This is a genomic window from Erythrobacter sp. JB2-19 (genome assembly GCF_057365005.1).
In genome coordinates this window covers 860206-878333 of the sequence record NZ_CP200290.1, presented here as the reverse complement: position 1 = coordinate 878333, position 18128 = coordinate 860206, and the positions used below count along the sequence as shown (strand labels likewise).

General features: G+C 56.8%; 4 protein-coding genes. 2 read left to right on the top strand and 2 right to left on the bottom strand.

From position 1 onward, the window contains the following. Nucleotide 1: 1 nt before the first annotated feature. The gene (locus AC0V6O_RS04225) at nt 2-10060 is read right to left on the bottom strand and encodes an Ig-like domain-containing protein (protein ID WP_486141815.1); all 10059 of its coding nucleotides are present in this window, start codon (nt 10058-10060) and stop codon (nt 2-4) included. Further along, complete coding sequence (locus AC0V6O_RS04220) at nt 10023-14111, bottom strand: Ig-like domain-containing protein (protein ID WP_486141813.1); 4089 nt, start codon at nt 14109-14111, stop codon at nt 10023-10025. The genes AC0V6O_RS04225 and AC0V6O_RS04220 overlap by 38 nt, the downstream gene beginning before the upstream one ends. A gap of 654 nt (nt 14112-14765) precedes the next feature. Between AC0V6O_RS04220 and AC0V6O_RS04215 the strand changes: the two genes are divergently transcribed. Continuing rightward, a complete protein-coding gene (locus AC0V6O_RS04215) occupies nt 14766-16619 on the top strand; it encodes a DUF1800 domain-containing protein (protein ID WP_486141811.1) in 1854 nt (617 codons plus the stop codon). A 10-nt stretch (nt 16620-16629) separates the two neighbouring features. After that, nucleotides 16630-18054 carry a DUF1501 domain-containing protein gene (locus AC0V6O_RS04210; protein ID WP_486141809.1) on the top strand — a complete coding sequence of 475 codons (1425 nt, stop codon included), beginning with the start codon at nt 16630-16632 and terminating at the stop codon, nt 18052-18054. The last annotated feature ends 74 nt before the right edge of the window (nt 18055-18128 follow it).

Below are 18128 nucleotides of genomic sequence, written 5' to 3'. Positions count from 1 at the left end.
TTCAACTAAAAGCTGCAAGCAGTTTGCTTGCTTCGTCATCGGCTTCGCCACTGGCGCGTGCCATCATCGTATCAAGTGTTTCAGCCTTGGCCACCGCTTCTGCAATCGTCTCATCCAGCTGTATTTCACCGGTTGCACCCTGAATAATAACAGGGATCTCAATCACTTCTCCATCCGCCCGGATTGCGCGAACAATCAGCCTGATCGTCTCTGCATCAACCGGACGTTCAATGATCGCCAAACCGCGAGCATCCATCCGGATCCAATCAGGCAACGGCGCACCATCGCGCGTCACCAGCTGATATTCGGTGATCCGAGGGGCATCGTCCGCGCCAATATCGCGCATTTCGACATAGACCACACGGTCGCGCGAAATGCTCTCGATCATGACTTGATCGCTGCCCGTATCGAGCTGCCGCACGGAGAAGCCGGTCAGCGTCTCTGGCAGGAAGTCGCCAAAGCGTGGATCAAACAGACGGTCCACACCAAAGCGCAGATCGCGGATATGATCGATATAACCAACCACATCGTCAATCGGACTGCCATTGGCATCAAATCCGCCAATGCCGTTCAAGGAGCGCAGACCGTTCACGGCGCTCAGCAATGGCTGATCGACGTTGAGCGTGCCCATGCCGCCAAGCGAGCGGAAATCATTGACCGTATCGAGGATGATTAGCGGTGTCGTGATAAAGGCGTCACTTTGATCCAGCACACGGTCAACCGGATAAGCATCAGGAATGCCTGGTGTAGGCTCATTGCCGATCAGGAAGCCGATATCAGCCGCAGCCTCAACCACAGTGATCGTTGCGAAGCTCTCTACAAAGCCGCCCTGACCGTCAGAGATGAAGTAACGGATCGTTACTTCGCCAAAGAAATCAGGCGGCGCTGAATATGTGAGCGTGCCGTCTGGGTTGATCACCACCTCACCAACGTCGACGAGTGCAATTACCACTTCCAGCGGATCGCCCTCTGGATCGGTGGCATTATCTAGCACGTTGATAATCGTGTCGGTGCCGCTGATCACGGTCACGTCCTCAGGTTCATCAACCGGCGGCTCGTTGGTGTTTATCACCTCAACCGCGACGGTCGCCGTAGATGTGCCGCCATTGCCATCGGTGATGGTGTACGTGATCGTATCCTGGCCGAAGAAATCCGGGTTCGGCACATATGTGATCGTGCCGTCCGGATTGATCGTGACCGTACCGTTGGTTGCGGTTGCACTCGTTACGGTCAGCGGATCACCATCAGCATCGGTGTCATTGACCAACACTGGAATGGTGACTTCACTGTCCTCGTCCACGCTGGTCACGTCATTGGCCGCAACCGGCGGATCATTGACTGGATTGACCGTGACGGTTGCCGTCACCGTGTCAAACCCGCCCATGCCATCGCTCACCTGATAGGTGATCGTATCGGTCCCGTTGAAGTTCGGGTTTGGCGTGTAAGTAACCGTGCCATCTGGATTGATCGTGACCGTGCCATTGGGCGCATTGGCCGAGACCACCGTCAACGGATCGCCATCCGGGTCATTATCGTTGGCTAGCACTGGAATGGTAACAGGCGTGTCTTCGTCCGTGACTGCCGTATCCGGCTCACCCACAGGTGGATCGTTCACTGCGACAATATCAACTGTGACCGTCGCCGTTGCCGTGCCGCCCATGCCATCATCAATGGTATAGGTGATGGTGGTCGGCCCGTTGAAGTCAGGGTTCGGCACGAAGGTGATGGTGCCATCCGGATTGATCGTGACCGTGCCATCTGGTGAGGTCGCCGCCATCACCGTCAGCGGATCGCCATCTGCATCGCTGTCATTGGCGAGTACAGGTATCGTGAGCGGCTCGTCCTCAGTTCCGCTTGCCGTGTCATCTTCGGCCACCGGCACATCGTTCACCGGATCAACCGTGACCGTTAGCGTCGCCGTGTCAAAGCCGCCGTTGCCATCAGACACGGTGTAAGTGATCACATCGGTACCGTTGAAGTTCGGGTTCGGCGTGTAGGTGACCGTGCCATCCGGGTTGATCACAACCGTACCGTTTGGCGCGGTTGCCTCCGTAATGGTCAGCGGATCGCCATCAGCGTCACTATCATTGGTGAGCACAGGCACGGTGACCGGCGTATCTTCCTCGGTTGTGGCTGTGTCATCCTCTGCAACAGGCGGATCGTTGACCGGCGCCACATTGACCGTGACAGTCGAGGTTGCGGTGCCGCCCATACCATCATCAATGGTATAGGTGATGGTGGCCGGCCCGTTGAAGTCAGGATTCGGCACGAAGGTGATGGTACCATCTGGATTGATAGTGACCGTGCCATCGGGCGAGGTCGCATCAGTAACCGTCAGCGGATCGCCATCAACATCACTGTCATTGGCGAGGACCGGGATGGTGACAGGCGTGTCCTCATCCGTATCCGCGGTGTCAGGCGCCGCGATCGGCGCGTCATTGACCGGCGCAACAACAACCGTGATTGTTGCCGTGTCGGTGCCGCCATTGCCATCATCAATGGTGTAAGTGATCGTGTCGGTCCCGTTGAAATCGGGATCCGGCGTGTAAGTCACCGTGCCATCTGGGTTGATCGTAACCGTGCCGTTTGGCGCGGTAGCATCTGTCACAGTCAGATCATCGCCGTCCACGTCGGTGTCATTGCCCAGCAACGGGATTGTGACCGGCGTGTCTTCATCGGTGGTGGCGGTGTCATTAACGGCCACTGGCGGATCATTCTCTGGATCAACCGTTACGGTGACGAGAGCCGAAGCCGTGCCGCCATTGCCGTCGCTGATCGTGTAAGAGATCGTGTCCGTACCGTTGAAATCCGGGTTCGGCGTGTAATCAATCGTGCCGTCAGGCAGGATCGTGACCGTACCATTCGCCGCAGAGGCAGTAACCACAGTCAGTGGATCGCCATCAGGATCGCTGTCATTGCCCAGCACATCGATATTGGTCGGCGTATCTTCCGTAGTGCTCGCGGTGTCGTTCACCGCAACTGGCACTGGATTGGTCACCGTCCAGTTAAAGGTGGTGGGCGTGGTGCCGCCATTACCATCATCGGCAGTCACCGTGACTTCGTAGACGCCATCACCATTCGGCCCACCAATCGAGGCAGATGGATCAATCGTACCAGAAATAACGCCTGTGGCCGGATCAATCGTGAGCCCGGTGGGCAGGCCCGTCGCTGCAAATGTCAGAGTATCGCCATCGACATCGTTGAAATTGCCAGCGGTCGGCACGCTTACAACTGCGCTATCGACATTCTCACGCGGAGCAATCGGCGTCACATCCGGATCATCATTGATCGGATTAACGGTAACGGTGACTATCGCGGTCGATGTGCCGCCATTGCCATCCGAAATCTCGTAAGTGATCGTATCGGTGCCGTTGAAGTCTTCATTCGGCGTGTAAGTGACCGTGCCATCGGCCTCGATCACAACAGTGCCATTCGGCGCGCTGGCCGAAGTGACGGTCAGCGGATCGCCGTCTGGATCATTGTCATTGCCCAGAACAGGAATGTTAACCGGCGTGTCCTCGTCGGTCGTCGCCGTGTCATCCGCCGCGAGCGGCGCTGGGTTGCCAACGGTCCAAGTGAAGGTGACATCAACGGTGCCGCCATTGCCATCATCAGCGGTCACTGTGACTTCGTAAATACCATCGCCGTTCGGCCCGCCTTGCGAAGCGTCCGGATCAATGGTGCCTGTGACATTGCCCGCTGCATCGATGCTGAGGCCTGGAGGCAGGCCAGTCGCCGTAAAGGTCAGCGGATCACCATCGACATCTGCAAAACCTGGCGAGAGATCCAAAGCAATGACATCGGCGTCATCATTGATGATCGCGGGCAGAGGCGGCGCGGTTGGATCGTCATTATCCGCGCCAACCGTCACTGTAACGATGGCTGTGGATGTGCCGCCCTGACCATCGGTGATCTGATAGGTGATCGTATCGGTGCCGTTAAAGTCGGGATCCGGCGTATAGGCCAAGGTACCATCAGCGTTGATCACAACCGTGCCGTTTGGCGCACTGGCAGAAACCACGGTCAGCGTATCGCCATCCGGGTCATTATCATTGCCGAGCACGTCAATCGCAGGGATCGGTGTGTCTTCCATGGTCGATGCAGTATCATCCACGGCTGTCGGACCCGGGTTGGTAACGGTCCAGACAAAGGTCACATCGGTCGTGCCACCATTACCATCATCGGCGGTAATGGTCGTCTGATAGATACCATTGTTCACCTGGCTGGCATCGGGATCAATCGTCCCGCTGATAACGCCAGTGGCAGAATCGATCGTCAGGCCTGCTGGCAGATCGGTGGCGCTGAATGTCAGCGTATCGCCTTCAATGTCAGAGAACAGGGCGCCTGCGTCGATTGAAACAGCATCGCCGTCTTCATCGCCGCGATCGGGCAGCGGTGTCGCAGCAGGTGCGTCATTTTCTGGTGCGATAACGATGGTCGCAATCGCGGTCGCTGGATCGCCGTTCGCATCTTCAATCGTATAGGTAACGGTCGCCGTGCCGTTGAAATCGGGGTCCGGCGTAAAGGTGATCGTTCCATCTGCATTGACTACAGCGGTGCCATTGGTCGCCTGTGCATCGATCACGACGATCGGAGTCATCGGATCGGCATCAGGATCATTGTCATTGGCCAGCACGTCAAGCACCTGCGGGGTGTCTTCCGTACCGACGAAGCTGTCGTTGACGGCCGTTGGTGGCTCATTGTTGATCGTCCAGGTGAAGGTCGTGCTGACGCTTCCACCATTGCCATCATCGGCGGTGATCGTGACTGTGTAGACGCCATCACCTAATGGTCCGCCACTCGAGGCTGTGCCAGTGGTGGTGCCAGTGACCGCACCCGTGGCCGGATCAATTGACAGACCATCTGGCAGGCCCATAGCCGAGAAGGTGAGCGTGTCGCCTTCCGCATCGCTAAACGCCGGGGCAAGAGGCACGTTGATCGCCTCGTTATTGCCATCGGTCAGGTCTGGCAGGCCAACAGTTACTGGGTCGTCATTCACCGCGCCAACCGTGATCGTCACGGTGGAGGTTGAGGTTCCACCCTCGCCATCGCTGATCGTGTAGATCACCGTGTCAGTACCATTGAAATTCGCATCCGGCGTGTAGGTGATCGTGCCATCGGCATTGATCAGAACGCTGCCATTGGCGGCATTCGCCTCTGTTACGGTCAGCGTATCGCCGTCCGGATCATTGTCATTCGCCAGAACCGCAACATTGACTGGGGTATCCTCAGTCGTGCTTGCCGTATCAGGCGCCGCGACTGGCGGCGGATTGTTAACGGTCCACACGAAGGTCGAGGTCGTCGTGCCGCCAGCGCCATCATCGGCGGTGACGGTGACGGTGTAGAGGCCATTACTTGCCGGTCCGCCCTGCGATGCGTCCGCATCCAACGTACCGGTGATCAAACCATTGGCGTCAATCGATAACCCGCCTGGCAGGCCGGTGGCGGTGAACGTGAGCGTATCACCATCAACGTCGGAGAAATTGCCAGACACATCGAGCGAGATGACATCGGCATCATCATCAGTCTGATTGGTCAGCTGCGGATCAGCCACCGGATCATCATTCACTGGATCAACCGTGACGGTGACTGTTGCGGTCGTCGTGCCGCCCTCCCCATCGCTGATGGTGTAGGTGATCGTATCGGTGCCGTTGAAGTCCTCATTTGGGGTGTAAGTGACCGTGCCATCGGCTTCGATCACGACCGTACCGTTTGGCGCGATTGCCGATGTCACCGTCAGCGCATCGCCATCGGGATCGTTGTCGTTGGCGAGCACGTCGATATTGACCGGCGTGTCCTCTGGCGTGTTTACTGCGTCATCCACGGCCACTGGCGGAGGATTGGTTACGGTCCATGCAAAGCTGCTGGTGACAGTGCCGCCATTGCCATCGTCCGCCGTAACAGTGACGGTGTAAATGCCATCGCCCGCTGGCCCGCCTTGCGACGCAGATGGATCAATCGTGCCGGTGATATTACCGGCCGCATCAATGCTGAGACCTGGAGGCAGGCCTGCCGCCGTAAAGGTCAGCATATCACCATCGACATCGCTGAAGTTGCCCGCAACCGGAACATTCACAGTCGCGCTGTCGATATTGGCGAGATTGGCGAGCGGCGTGTCAACGACCGGATCATCATTCACCGGATCGACTGTTACCGTGACCGTCGCGGTCGAAGTGCCACCATTACCATCACTGATGGTGTAGGTGATCGTATCGGTGCCGTTGAAGTCCGCATTCGGCGTATAAGTGACCGTTCCATCAGCCTCGATCACAACCGTACCGTTTGGCGCAGTGGCCGAAGTGACCGTCAGCGGATCACCGTCTGGGTCATTGTCATTCGCCAGCACCGGAATGTTGACCGGAGTGTCTTCATCAGTCGTCGCCGCGTCATCCACCGCCTCTGGTGGCGGGTTGGTGACGGTCCAGGCAAAGGTCGTCTCGACCGTGCCGCCATTGCCATCGTCAGCCGTCACAGTGACGGAATAGATACCGTCACCCGCCGGGCCGCCTTGGCTGGCATCCGCATCAATCGTTCCGGTGATCTCGCCCGTATCGGGATCGATCGAGAGGCCCGCTGGCAGGCCGCTGGCGCTGAAGGTGAGCGTGTCCCCATCGACATCGCTGAAATTGCCCGCCGTCGGCAGCGATACATCCGCGCTGTCAATGTTGTCTTGCGGCGCAATCGGCGTAACAACCGGATCGTCGTTCACTGGATCAACCGTGACAGTCACGGTCGCAGTGGAGGTTCCGCCATTACCATCACTGATTGTGTAGGTGATTGTATCGGTGCCGTTAAAATCGGGGTTCGGCGTGTAAGTAACTGTGCCATCAGCCTCGATCACAACCGTGCCATTGGCAGCATCCGCCGCCGTTACCGTCAGCGGATCGCCGTCCGGATCGCTATCATTGGCGAGAATTGGGATGTTGACCGGCGTGTCTTCATCGGTTGTCGCGGTGTCATCCACGGCCTCTGGCGGCGGGTTGTTTACCGTCCAGGTGAAGGTAGTGTCGACCGTACCACCATTGCCATCATCGGCCGTCACGGTCACTTCGTAGACACCGTCGCCTGCTGGGCCGCCTTGCGAGGCGTCTGGATCAAGCGTGCCAGTGATATTGCCGTCGGCATCAATGCTGAGGCCAGGCGGCAGACCGGTGGCGCTGAACGTTAGATCATCGCCATCAACATCGGAGAAATTACCGCTGACATCGAGCATGACAGGAGTGCTGTCATCATTGGTTTGTGGCGCGATAGGAGCCGCCACTGGATCATCATTGACCGGGTTCACCGTTATCGTGGCGGTTGAGGTTGAGAACCCGCCATTGCCATCACTGATCGTGTAAGTGATTGTATCAGTGCCGTTAAAATCGGGGTTGGGCGTGTAGTCGACGCTGCCATCCGGGTTGATCACAACCGTACCGTTCGCCGCTGTTGCAGCTGTCACAGTCAGCGCGTCACCATCGGCATCGGTGTCATTGCCGATCAGCGGCACATTGACCGGAGTGTCCTCGTCTGTGGTGGCCGCATCGGGATTGGCAACCGGCGGATCGTTGATCGGATTGACAGTAACGGTGACAGTCGCGGTGGCCGTGCCGCCATTGCCGTCCGAAATCTCGTAAGAAATTGTGGTCGTGCCATTGAAATTCGGGTCAGGGGTGAATTCCAGCGTTCCGTCTGGATTGATCGTAACCGTCCCATCGGGCGATGTCGCACTGGTGACGGTCAGATCATCGCCATCAACATCACTATCATTGCCCAGCACGCCGATGGTGACCGGCGTGTCTTCATCGGTTGTGACCGCATCGTCCACGGCCACCGGATCATCATTCACCGGATTGACGGTGACAACAACCGCGGCGGTTGAGGTGCCGCCATTGCCATCATCAATCGTGTAAGTGATCGTGTCTTCGCCGTTGAAATCAGGGTTTGGCGTGTAAGTCAGCGTGCCATCGGCCTCGATCACCACTGTGCCATTGGGCGCGGTCGCGCCAGTAACGGTTAGTGGATCGCCATCGGGATCATTGTCATTGCCGAGCACATCGACATTGACGCTGCTGTCTTCATCAACGCTCGCATTGTCATTGACGGCAGTTGGCGCCGGGTTGGTGACCGTCCAGACGAAGTCTTGCGACACTGTGCCGCCATTGCCGTCATCTGCGGTCAGCGTGACTGTGTATGGGCTGCCCTGGCTCGCATCAATGTCGAGTGTACCGGAGATGATGCCAGTCGCTGGATCGATCGAAAGGCCCGGAGGCAAGCCTGCGGCTGTGATCGTCAGATCATCGCCATCGACGTCGCTAAAGAAACTCTCGGTTGCAATGGAAACCGACTGATTGTCTTCATTGGTGACGTCAGGGATATCAACTGCAACAGGGGCGTCGTTCTCGGCCGTAACCGTGACGGTCAGTGTTGCAGTCGCAACCCCGCCTTGGCCATCGCTGACGGTGTAGGTAACATTCGCCTCACCGTTGAAATCGGGGTCTGGCGTGAATGTAACCGTGCCGTCAGGATTGACGACAACCGTGCCATTATCAGAGCTCGCGCTGGTAATGGTCAGCGCATCACCATCCGGATCGCTGTCATTGGCCAGAACCGCCACAGTTACCGGCGTATCTTCCGGGGTGGTCGCAGTGTCATTTTGCGCGATAGGTGGAACGTTTTGGATCGAGTAGATGAAGGTCGTGCTGACCTCTTCACCCGACGGATCGGTCGCGGTCACAGTCACCACGAACGGGCCATTTTGCGAGCTGTCCGAGGCCAAGGTGCCAGAGATCACGCCAGTATCCGGATCGATCGACAGTGCCGGCGGCAAACCATCCGCACTAAATGTCAGGACATCGCCATCAACGTCGTTAAACGCGCTTGCCGTTGGGATGGATACAGTCTGGCTGTCTTCACCGCTTTGATTGGGCAGTCCGACAGTTGTCGGCCCATCATTGACAGGAGTGACGGTTACATCAACGCTGGCCGTTGAGACGCCGCCTTCGCCATCGTCAATGGTGTAGACAATTGTGTCTGTACCATTGAAATCTGGGTTGGGCGTGTAGACCAAAGTGCCATCGGGATTGATCGTGACCGTGCCATTGCCCGCCTCGGCCTCTGTCACCGTTAGATCATCACCGTCGGGATCAACATCATTGGCAAGCACATCGACATTGACCGGCGTATCTTCGTCGGTCGTTACTGCATCATTCGCCGCTATCGGCGCAGGGTTTGCAACGTCCCAGGTGAAGCTCTGTGAGATGGTACCACCACGTCCATCATCGGCAGTCACCGTGACGCTGTAGCTGCCGCCATTGACCTGGCTCGCACTGTTATCAATCGTGCCAGAAATCACGCCCGTATCGGGATCAATCGTCAGACCCGCAGGCAGGCCGGTGGCCGTAAAGCTCAGCGCATCGCCGTCAGGATCAGTGAACGCGCCCGCGACTGGCAGATTGATGTCTTGTGCATCAAGATTGGTCTGATCACCGATCGAGCCACTAACCACTGGCGTATCGTTAATGTCGTTGACCACAATTGTGACGGTCGCAATCGACGTGCCGCCATTGCCGTCCGAAATCTCGTAGGTGATCGTGTCCGTGCCATTGAAGCCCGGATTTGGTGTGTAGGTGACCGTGCCATCGGGGTTGATCACAGTGGTCCCGTTTTGCGCATCAGCCGATGTCACCGTTAACGGATCGCCGTCCGGATCATTATCATTGCCCAGCACATCGATGGTGACCGGCACATCCTCATCGGTCGTGGCGTTGTCGTTCATCGCCTCTGGGGGAGGGTTCGCTACATTGAACGTGATCGTCTCGGTGGTGGTGCCGCCCATACCGTCATCAACGGTGATGGTCGCGGTGTAAACGCCGCCATTGGTCTGGCTGGCATCCGGCGTGATCGTACCAGAGATAACACCTGTATCAGGGTCAATCGTCAGGCCCGGCGGCAGATCAGCCGCGCTAAAGGCCAACGTGTCGCCGTCAACGTCGCTGAATGCGCCCGCAACAGGGACAGAAACCACCTCACCATCAACAACGTCAACTGGCGGGATCGGCATCGAGATCTGGATCGTCATTGACCGGATCAACCGTGACCGTAACGGTTGCCTCTGACGTGCCACCTTCGCCATCGCTGATGGTATAGGTGATGGTCGCCGTACCGTTGAAATTGGCAGGTGGAACAAAGTTGATCTGATTGCCGACCAGCGTGGCCTGCCCGACAGACGAAAACGCTGAGATTACAGTGAGCACATCACCATCAGGATCGCTGTCGTTCGGCAAGACATCGATCAGAACTGGCGTATCTTCAGTGGTGCTGGCGGTATCATCCACTGCAACGGGCGCAGGGTTGGTGACCGTCCACGTGAAGTCCTGATCCGCGCTTTCGCCCAATGGATCGGTCGCGGTAACGGTGACATTGTAAACACCGCCGGTGCCGCCAACGCTCGCAGAATTATCTATCGTGCCGGTGATCTCGCCCGTGGCGCTATCAATCGACAGACCTGGCGGCAGGCCAGCCGCGCTGTAGACGAGGGTGGCATCATCGCTGTCAGCAAAGCCGCCAGCGGTCGCCACAGAGATCCCGCCATCCGCGTCGAGACTGGTCTGCGCTGGCAATGTTCCAACGGGAACAGGCGGATCGTTGACCGCACCCACGGTGACCGTGACGGTCGCCTGCGAGGTGCCGCCTTCGCCATCGCTAATCGTATAGGTGATGGTGTCCGTGCCGTTGAAATCCGCATTCGGCGTGTAAGTGATCGTGCCGTCTGCGTTGACCACAACCGTGCCATTCGGCGCGCTGCCCGAAACAACGCTAAGATCATCGCCATCGGGATCATTGTCATTGGCCAGAACCAGGATGTCGACCGGCGTGTCTTCGTCGGTGGTGGCCGTATCATTGGCTGCCATCGGCGCAGGATTGCTAACCGTCCAGCTGAAGCTTTGGGTGGCTGGCGTTCCGCCCATATTGTCCGTCGCGGAGACGGTAACATTGTAAACGCCAGCCGTGCCGCCTTGGCTCGCTGAGTTGTCAATCGTGCCGGTAATCTCACCGGTCGCGGCGTTGATGCTAAGCCCCGGCGGAAGGCCAGTTGCCGAATAGGTCAGATTGGCGCTGTCGACGTCATCAAAACCGCCCGAAGTATCCACACTAATGCCGGCATCAGCATCATCGTTCACTTGCGGCGGCAACGAACCAACAGCGACCGGATCATCATTCTGCGCATTCACAAAGACGCTGACGGTGGCCGTGCTTGTGCCACCCTCTCCATCACTGATGGTATAGGTGATCGTCTCGGGGCCGCTGAAATTGGCATTCGGCGTATATGTGATCGTACCGTCTGCATTGATGACCACGCTGCCGTTCGGCGCGCTAGCCGAGGCGACGCTGATATCGTCGCCATCGGGGTCTTGATCATTGGCCAATACGTCAAAGGTAACTGGCGTATCTTCTAGGGTGGAACCACCGTCATTATTGGCCTGAGGTGCTGGGTTGGTGACGGTCCAGCTGAAGTTCTGAGTCGCTGTCAGACCGCCGGAATCAGTGGCAGTCACGGCGACATTATACACCCCGCCAGAGCCGCCCTGGCTCGCAGAGTTATCAATATTGCCCGTGATAAATCCGGTATTGGGATCAATCGAAAGCCCAGCCGGTAGGCCGGTTGCACTGAAAGTCAGGCCATTAGGGTCCTCAACATCACTGAAACCACTGGCTGCATTGACGAAGATGCCCTGCTGCGCATCAATGTTGGTTTGCGGCGGCAGATTGCCATTGGTGGTCGGATTGTCATTAACCGGATCGATCACAATCGGAACGGTCGCGGTGGATGTTCCGCCGCGGCCATCACTGATAGTGTAAGTGATGGTGTCCGTGCCGCTAAACTCCGCATTTGGCGTATAATTCAGCGTACCATCAGGGTTAATCGTCACGCTGCCATTGTTGGCATTGGCGCTGATCACGGTCAGTGGATCGCCATCGCCATCGCTATCATTGCCCAGCACGTTGATATTGTTGACCGGGGTATCCTCATCGGTCGTTATCTGCGTGTCATTGACCGCAGTCGGCGGATCATTGACCTCTACAACATTGATCGTTGCCGTGGCCACATTCGAGCCCAATGAAGCGTTTTCGAAACTGATATCAATTGTGCGAGGCGTCTCGACCGGACGCTCCCCCGCCGTCAGGAATGTTATCGCCTGCAGCGCGTTTTCATAGGAGTTAGCGCTGCCATTTCCGGTAATGATGATCTCAGTAGCAGTGCGAGTGTAGCTGAGCCCGCCACCCAAAGATCCAGAAGCCGCATTGGAACCATTGACGAGCAACTCATCACCAGCTTCCGCATTGGTCAAAGTGACGGTTGCGCCGCGCACTGATCCATTCGGGTTCTGCACATCAACATCATTGTCGACAATTGACACGCCGGCGCCATTTTCAACGTAAGTGTTTGTGTAAGCTGATCCGCTGGCCGCACTATCATTGCCATCCAGATCAAGCCGCGGAATTGAAACCGTGGTCCCGCCAGTGCCAAGATCAAAATCAAGATCACCATCGTGGCTAAAGCCAGCAAGGCCTGCCGCGGTTGGAACAAGATTGTAAGTGATGGTGAAGCTGCTGGTATCCAACCAGTTGAAGCGCGCAGCCGATGGGACCCCGCCACCCTCATTCCTCGAACCTGAGGCGGTCACCTCTCCCGGCACCGTTGTATCAAACAGAACACGCGATCCGTTGGCTGCCTCGAACGAGGAGAGGGTATCTGTATCAACCGTCACAAATTCGCGGCTGCGCGGCTGGTTACCAACCCCATCAATATCGGCAACCGTATATGAAACATCGATCTCAGCTGGCGCACCTGTCGCCGTAAAAAATACATCCCATTGGATCACCACGGTGGCATTTTCGGTCGTTGGACCACCTGCGTCGAGCAACAATGTCGGGTCATCGCTAAGCACCCCAGGGCGCTCAAACCTGACCGCATCGCCATTACCCAAGTCGACCACTGTAGCCCGGATGCTAATTGACTGACCGTTTAGCGTCCCCACATTTGCCCAAGTGGCTGTTCCACCTTCCGGGACAGGATTCGAGAACCGACCGACAAAAGCAAAACCCGTCGCCCCTTGCGCTATTATATTCCCGTTGTTGTCGCGCACCGTAAGCGAATCTGCCGGAGCAGAAATATTGGTCGGCGCCAGCAAACCACCCCATTCGCGGGCCACAAGCGACGCAGTTTCAACCACACCAAGGCGGTTTTCGAGTGTCCAGTCACCGCCGCGAGAAATGCTGCCTGTATCGTCAATCGACGCCGCAATATCCGCGCCTGTGATCGCCGCGAGACTACTAAGCAGGGCCTGACCTTCTGCATCGTCACCGACGTCACAGCCATAAATAAGGATGTCGCCATCGGCTGACAGCTTCGAACCAATCGATGCAAAGGCCGAGGCGAGTTCGCCATTGAGCGACTCATTATCAATCAGAGTGTCACCCAACCAGAACAGACCGTCCTCGCCGTGACTGACTATGTGGATTGCGCCAATATCGCTTACGCCAGCCAGCGCAGCGAGCACCTGATCGACACCGTCGCTGTTACTGTCGATGAACACGATTGTGCCGCGACCCTCCCAGATCTCCGCTAGCTGCTCATAGTTTTCGACATCAGTGTTGATAAAAATGAAATCATTGGGAGTTTCGCTAGCGGCGTCCGTATTCGCTTCTTCAAATGGTTCTGCAAAAAAACCATCTGCCAGCGCACGCTCCATGCCAAACATTGCAGTCGCCTGGTCATCGCGCATCGCATCAATAAGGGCGCGCTGTGTGCCGCCTTCGCGCGCCTCATCATCGACTTCAATTTGCGGATGCAACTCAGCCCCAATTTCGGACCGACCACCGGACAAGAACCCTAATGGCTGAGCCGTGAGGTTTGAGCCAGAGACATCGCCAGCCCTTGAGGAGATGTCGCTGCGTATGTCGAGATTGACCGGCGCAACACTCGCCTCGTTAAAAGCATATCCGCCAGGCACGACAGCCATCGGACCAATGTCGGCAGTGATAGCCGTCACCACCCCCGCACCATCGAACATCATCCGTGGTTCAAGCGCCAGAATGTGACGACTTGTTGCCTGTTTTTTTGTCATGCGCGACCTGACCCCATATTCGCAATTTCGCCCCTAAATCGAAGCAACACATCGCAGAACAATTATTACTTTATAGCTAAAACAGTATCATAGTGAAACAGGTTTGGCACCAGCAAACAGGGGTGGGAAGTTGTAAAATTACGTTAAGTCGGGCCAATCTGATTACAAAAGTCCTAACGCGAGCAAGTACAAAACACGTAGTTAGTTTATAGTTAGCCATGCATTCTGTTTGTTTTTCAAACTTCGGTCAGCCATGCAGGCCGTTCGCAGGGCAGGATCGCCAGCGTATAACTCGCGCAAAAAACCAGCAGACCGCAGCAAAACTCGGCTCATCGCACGCCAGATTGCGTTAGTCTCAGGTTAGTCAAAACACCTCACAAACGTGTCGCGCCGACAAAAAACTCATTTCTTGCCAGATGCTTACCACTCATCTCTCTTGATAAGCCGTGTGGTGCAGCAAGCGCGATGAGGCGAACCTTTGGCCTAGTGACAAGTTACGGCCTGTTCGGACATCTTGCGTAAAGCTTCGCATCTGAAGTCATGAAAACCGCGTTAGCCTTTATGATTAGGAACTGGTTTCATCGCTGGTGATAGCGATCTGTCCAGTTGCAACATTACCCGCCATTTCGGCGGTACCTTGGGAGGAATTCCAGTATGAGTGATGAGCTGCTTGAGGCGCCAGTGCGCCCAGAAGCGGAGACAGCCAGTCCGCCAATGCCTGAGGCAGGCGAAACCAGCCTAATCCCCGCAATATCTAAAGGCACGGCGGTATCTGCACTTGCTGTTGCGACGGCTGCGTGTGGCGGCGGCGGTGGCAGCGGTGGAGGCGGCTCAACCGCTGGCGGCGCTCCCCCAACGGGCGGCGGCACCCCTCCGCCTGTTGCTGTTGTCACTCCGCAGACAGACGATGAGGCATCACGCTTCCTGCTTCAAGCATCCCTCTCGGCCTCCACTGCAGAGATTTCAGCGCTGCGTTCCGATGGCTTTGAGCCTTGGCTGGACAGCCAGATGAACCGTAGCAATGATCAAACCGCCCGACAGTTTTTCGCCGACCGCGGATATGATCAAGTCACCACTGAGCGGTACTATTTCAACTCAACCATTGGCGATAACATGCTCTGGGCCCAATTGTTGCAAGGGGGCAGCAGCGTTCGCAAACGCGCAGCCTTAGCGATGTCTGAGTTTTTTGTTGTCTCTCTAAACAGCATCAACAACACTTGGCGTGCGCTCGCAATCGGCGAATATTGGGACATTCTCAACCGCAACGCGTTTGGCAATTTTCGCAATCTGCTAGAAGAAGTCACGCTCAACCCGTCGATGGGAATTTTCCTCAACACGCTCGGCAACCGCAAAGCTGACCCCAATTCTGGCCGCGTCCCGGATGAAAACTTCGGTCGTGAAATCATGCAATTGTTCACGATTGGCCTGTTTGAGCTCAATAATGACGGCACCGTTCGCACCAGCGGCGGCGAACCGATTGAGACGTACACAAACGAAGATGTCACCGGCATCTCGAAAGTTTTTACAGGCTACGACTACGATTACACCGGAATTGGCCTTACACCTGATGCGCAGGGCGGCGGGTTCGATATTCCCGATCCGGACTACACCCGTCAGCCAATGACAGCCGACCCATCAAAATGGCGCTTTCCAAGGAACGAGTCGTTTCATTCCGACGCTGAGAAAGCCTTCCTCGGTATTACGATCGCGCCCAATACGGGGGCAGAGGAATCGCTGCGCATTGCGCTCGACACCCTGTTCAACCATCCCAATGTCGGGCCATTTTTCGGCAAGCAAATGATTCAGCGTTTGGTGACCAGCAATCCCTCGCCAGCCTATGTCGATCGGGTGGCCTCCGTCTTCAATGACAATGGCAACGGCACACGCGGTGATCTTCGCGCTGTGTTCAAAGCGATCTTGCTCGACGATGAAGCGCTTTCCAACACCAACATCACCAATGCCAACTTCGGCAAATTGCGCGAGCCTATGCTGCGCTATGCCCAGTGGGCACGCACCTTTGGGGCGCAGTCGGTTTCAGGAAATTACGAGGTGAGCAACACGTCCGACACAGTCAATCGGATCGGCCAGTCGCCTTTGAGATCGCCGTCGGTCTTTAACTTCTTCCGCCCAGGCTATGTTCCGGCAGGATCGCAGGCTGCCGAGCGAAATTTGCTCGCACCAGAATTTCAACTGGTCAATGAGACCTCAGTCGCTGGTTACGTCAATCAGATGGAGCGAGTGATCGATGGCTCGGTGTTCTGGTCACGCGATATTCAACCGCAATACACTGATGAGCTCGCGATTGCTGATGACAGCACAGCTCTGCTGGATCGGCTCGACCTGCTGCTGACAGCGGGTCAGCTAAGCGAGAACACACGCTCATTGATCCTTCCCGTACTCGACGAAATCACGGTCACCGCCACCAGCGATGACGAAACCAAGCTCAGCCGGATCCATCTCGCGATCCTGCTGATCATGGCGTCGAACGACTACCTCATCCAGAAATAAGGGCAGCATCATGTATATTGGCAAAGGAAATGAACTTTCACGCCGCGCCTTCATGCGCCGCTCTAGCCAGCTTGCAGGGGCAGGCGTGGCATCATCTTATGCGCTGGGCCTTGCCGGGATTGGTGAGGCCGCAGCGTTTTCATCCGCCGGCGGGTATAAAGCACTTGTGTGCGTGTTCCTTTATGGTGGCAACGACCATGGCAACACGCTGATCCCGTTCGATCAGACGAACTACAATCGCTATGCCGCCATTCGCGGCGGTCAAGGCGATGCGGGCGGCGGGATCGCTCTGCCACGTTCAAACCTGTCGGCCACCGTGCTCAATCCCACCGGCAATCAGACGCTAACAGACGACATTCGTTATGCGCTCGCACCCTCAATGCCGCGCTTGAAGGCGCGCTTTGATCAAGGTGCGATGGCACCACTCCTTAACGTTGGCCCGCTGATCGTTCCTTTGACGAAAGCGCAATTCGAAAGCGACAATAATTCGCAATTTCCACGACCGGCCAAGCTCTTTTCCCACAATGACCAGCAATCAACCTGGCAAAGTTCACAGCCGGAGGGGTCAACCTCTGGCTGGGGCGGTAGAATGGGTGACCTAGCCCAGTCAAGCAACACCAACTCCATGTTCACGTTGATAAATGCAGCCGATAACGCGGTTTTTATGACCGGTGAAGATGCCGTGCCGTATAAGATTTCCAACAATGGCGCGACCCAGTTCCGCGGGCTTGAACGCGGTCGGGTTTATCGCTCGCAGTCAGCCTCCGCGGCATTGGACAGCATCCTTAAGAGCAGCAATGGTAATGTTCTTGAGGCGGACTATTCAATGGTGAATGCCCGCTCGATTGAATATGGCGGTTTCATTGCTGAGGCGTTGGAAAACACGACAGTCACGACCGATTTTGGCCAGAACAACCGGCTCGCTGCGCAATTGTCGGTCGTGGCCCGGCTGATTGCTGCACGGAACCGATTGGGCGTCACGCGCCAGGTTTTCTTGGTCGGCATGGGCGGGTTTGACAATCATGATGGCCTGATCGGCAATCATGAAGGTCTGCTCAGCCAGGTCGATTTCGCGCTCGATGCGTTTTATCAGGCAACGCTCGATCTGGGCATCCAGGATCAGGTGACGACGTTCACCGCATCCGACTTTGGCCGGACGCTCGCCTCCAATGGCGACGGTTCAGACCATGGCTGGGGCAGCCACCACTTCATCGTTGGTGGCGGCGTCAATGGCGGACGCTTCTATGGCACCGCACCTCAGGTGTCCGTCGAGAGCGACGACCAGGTGGGCCGCGGCCGCCTGTTGCCGACTGTCTCGGTTGACGAATATTCCTCAACCCTGGCGCGCTGGTTTGGCGTGGAGAATTCAGAACTGCCATCAATCGCGCCGAACATTGGCCGGTTTGCTCAGTCCGACCTTGGCTTTATGGCCTAAGAGAAGCCTAAACCAAACGAGAAAGGGGCTCTGCGCTGCTGCGTAGAGCCCCCGTTCTTTCTCGGCAATCTGCC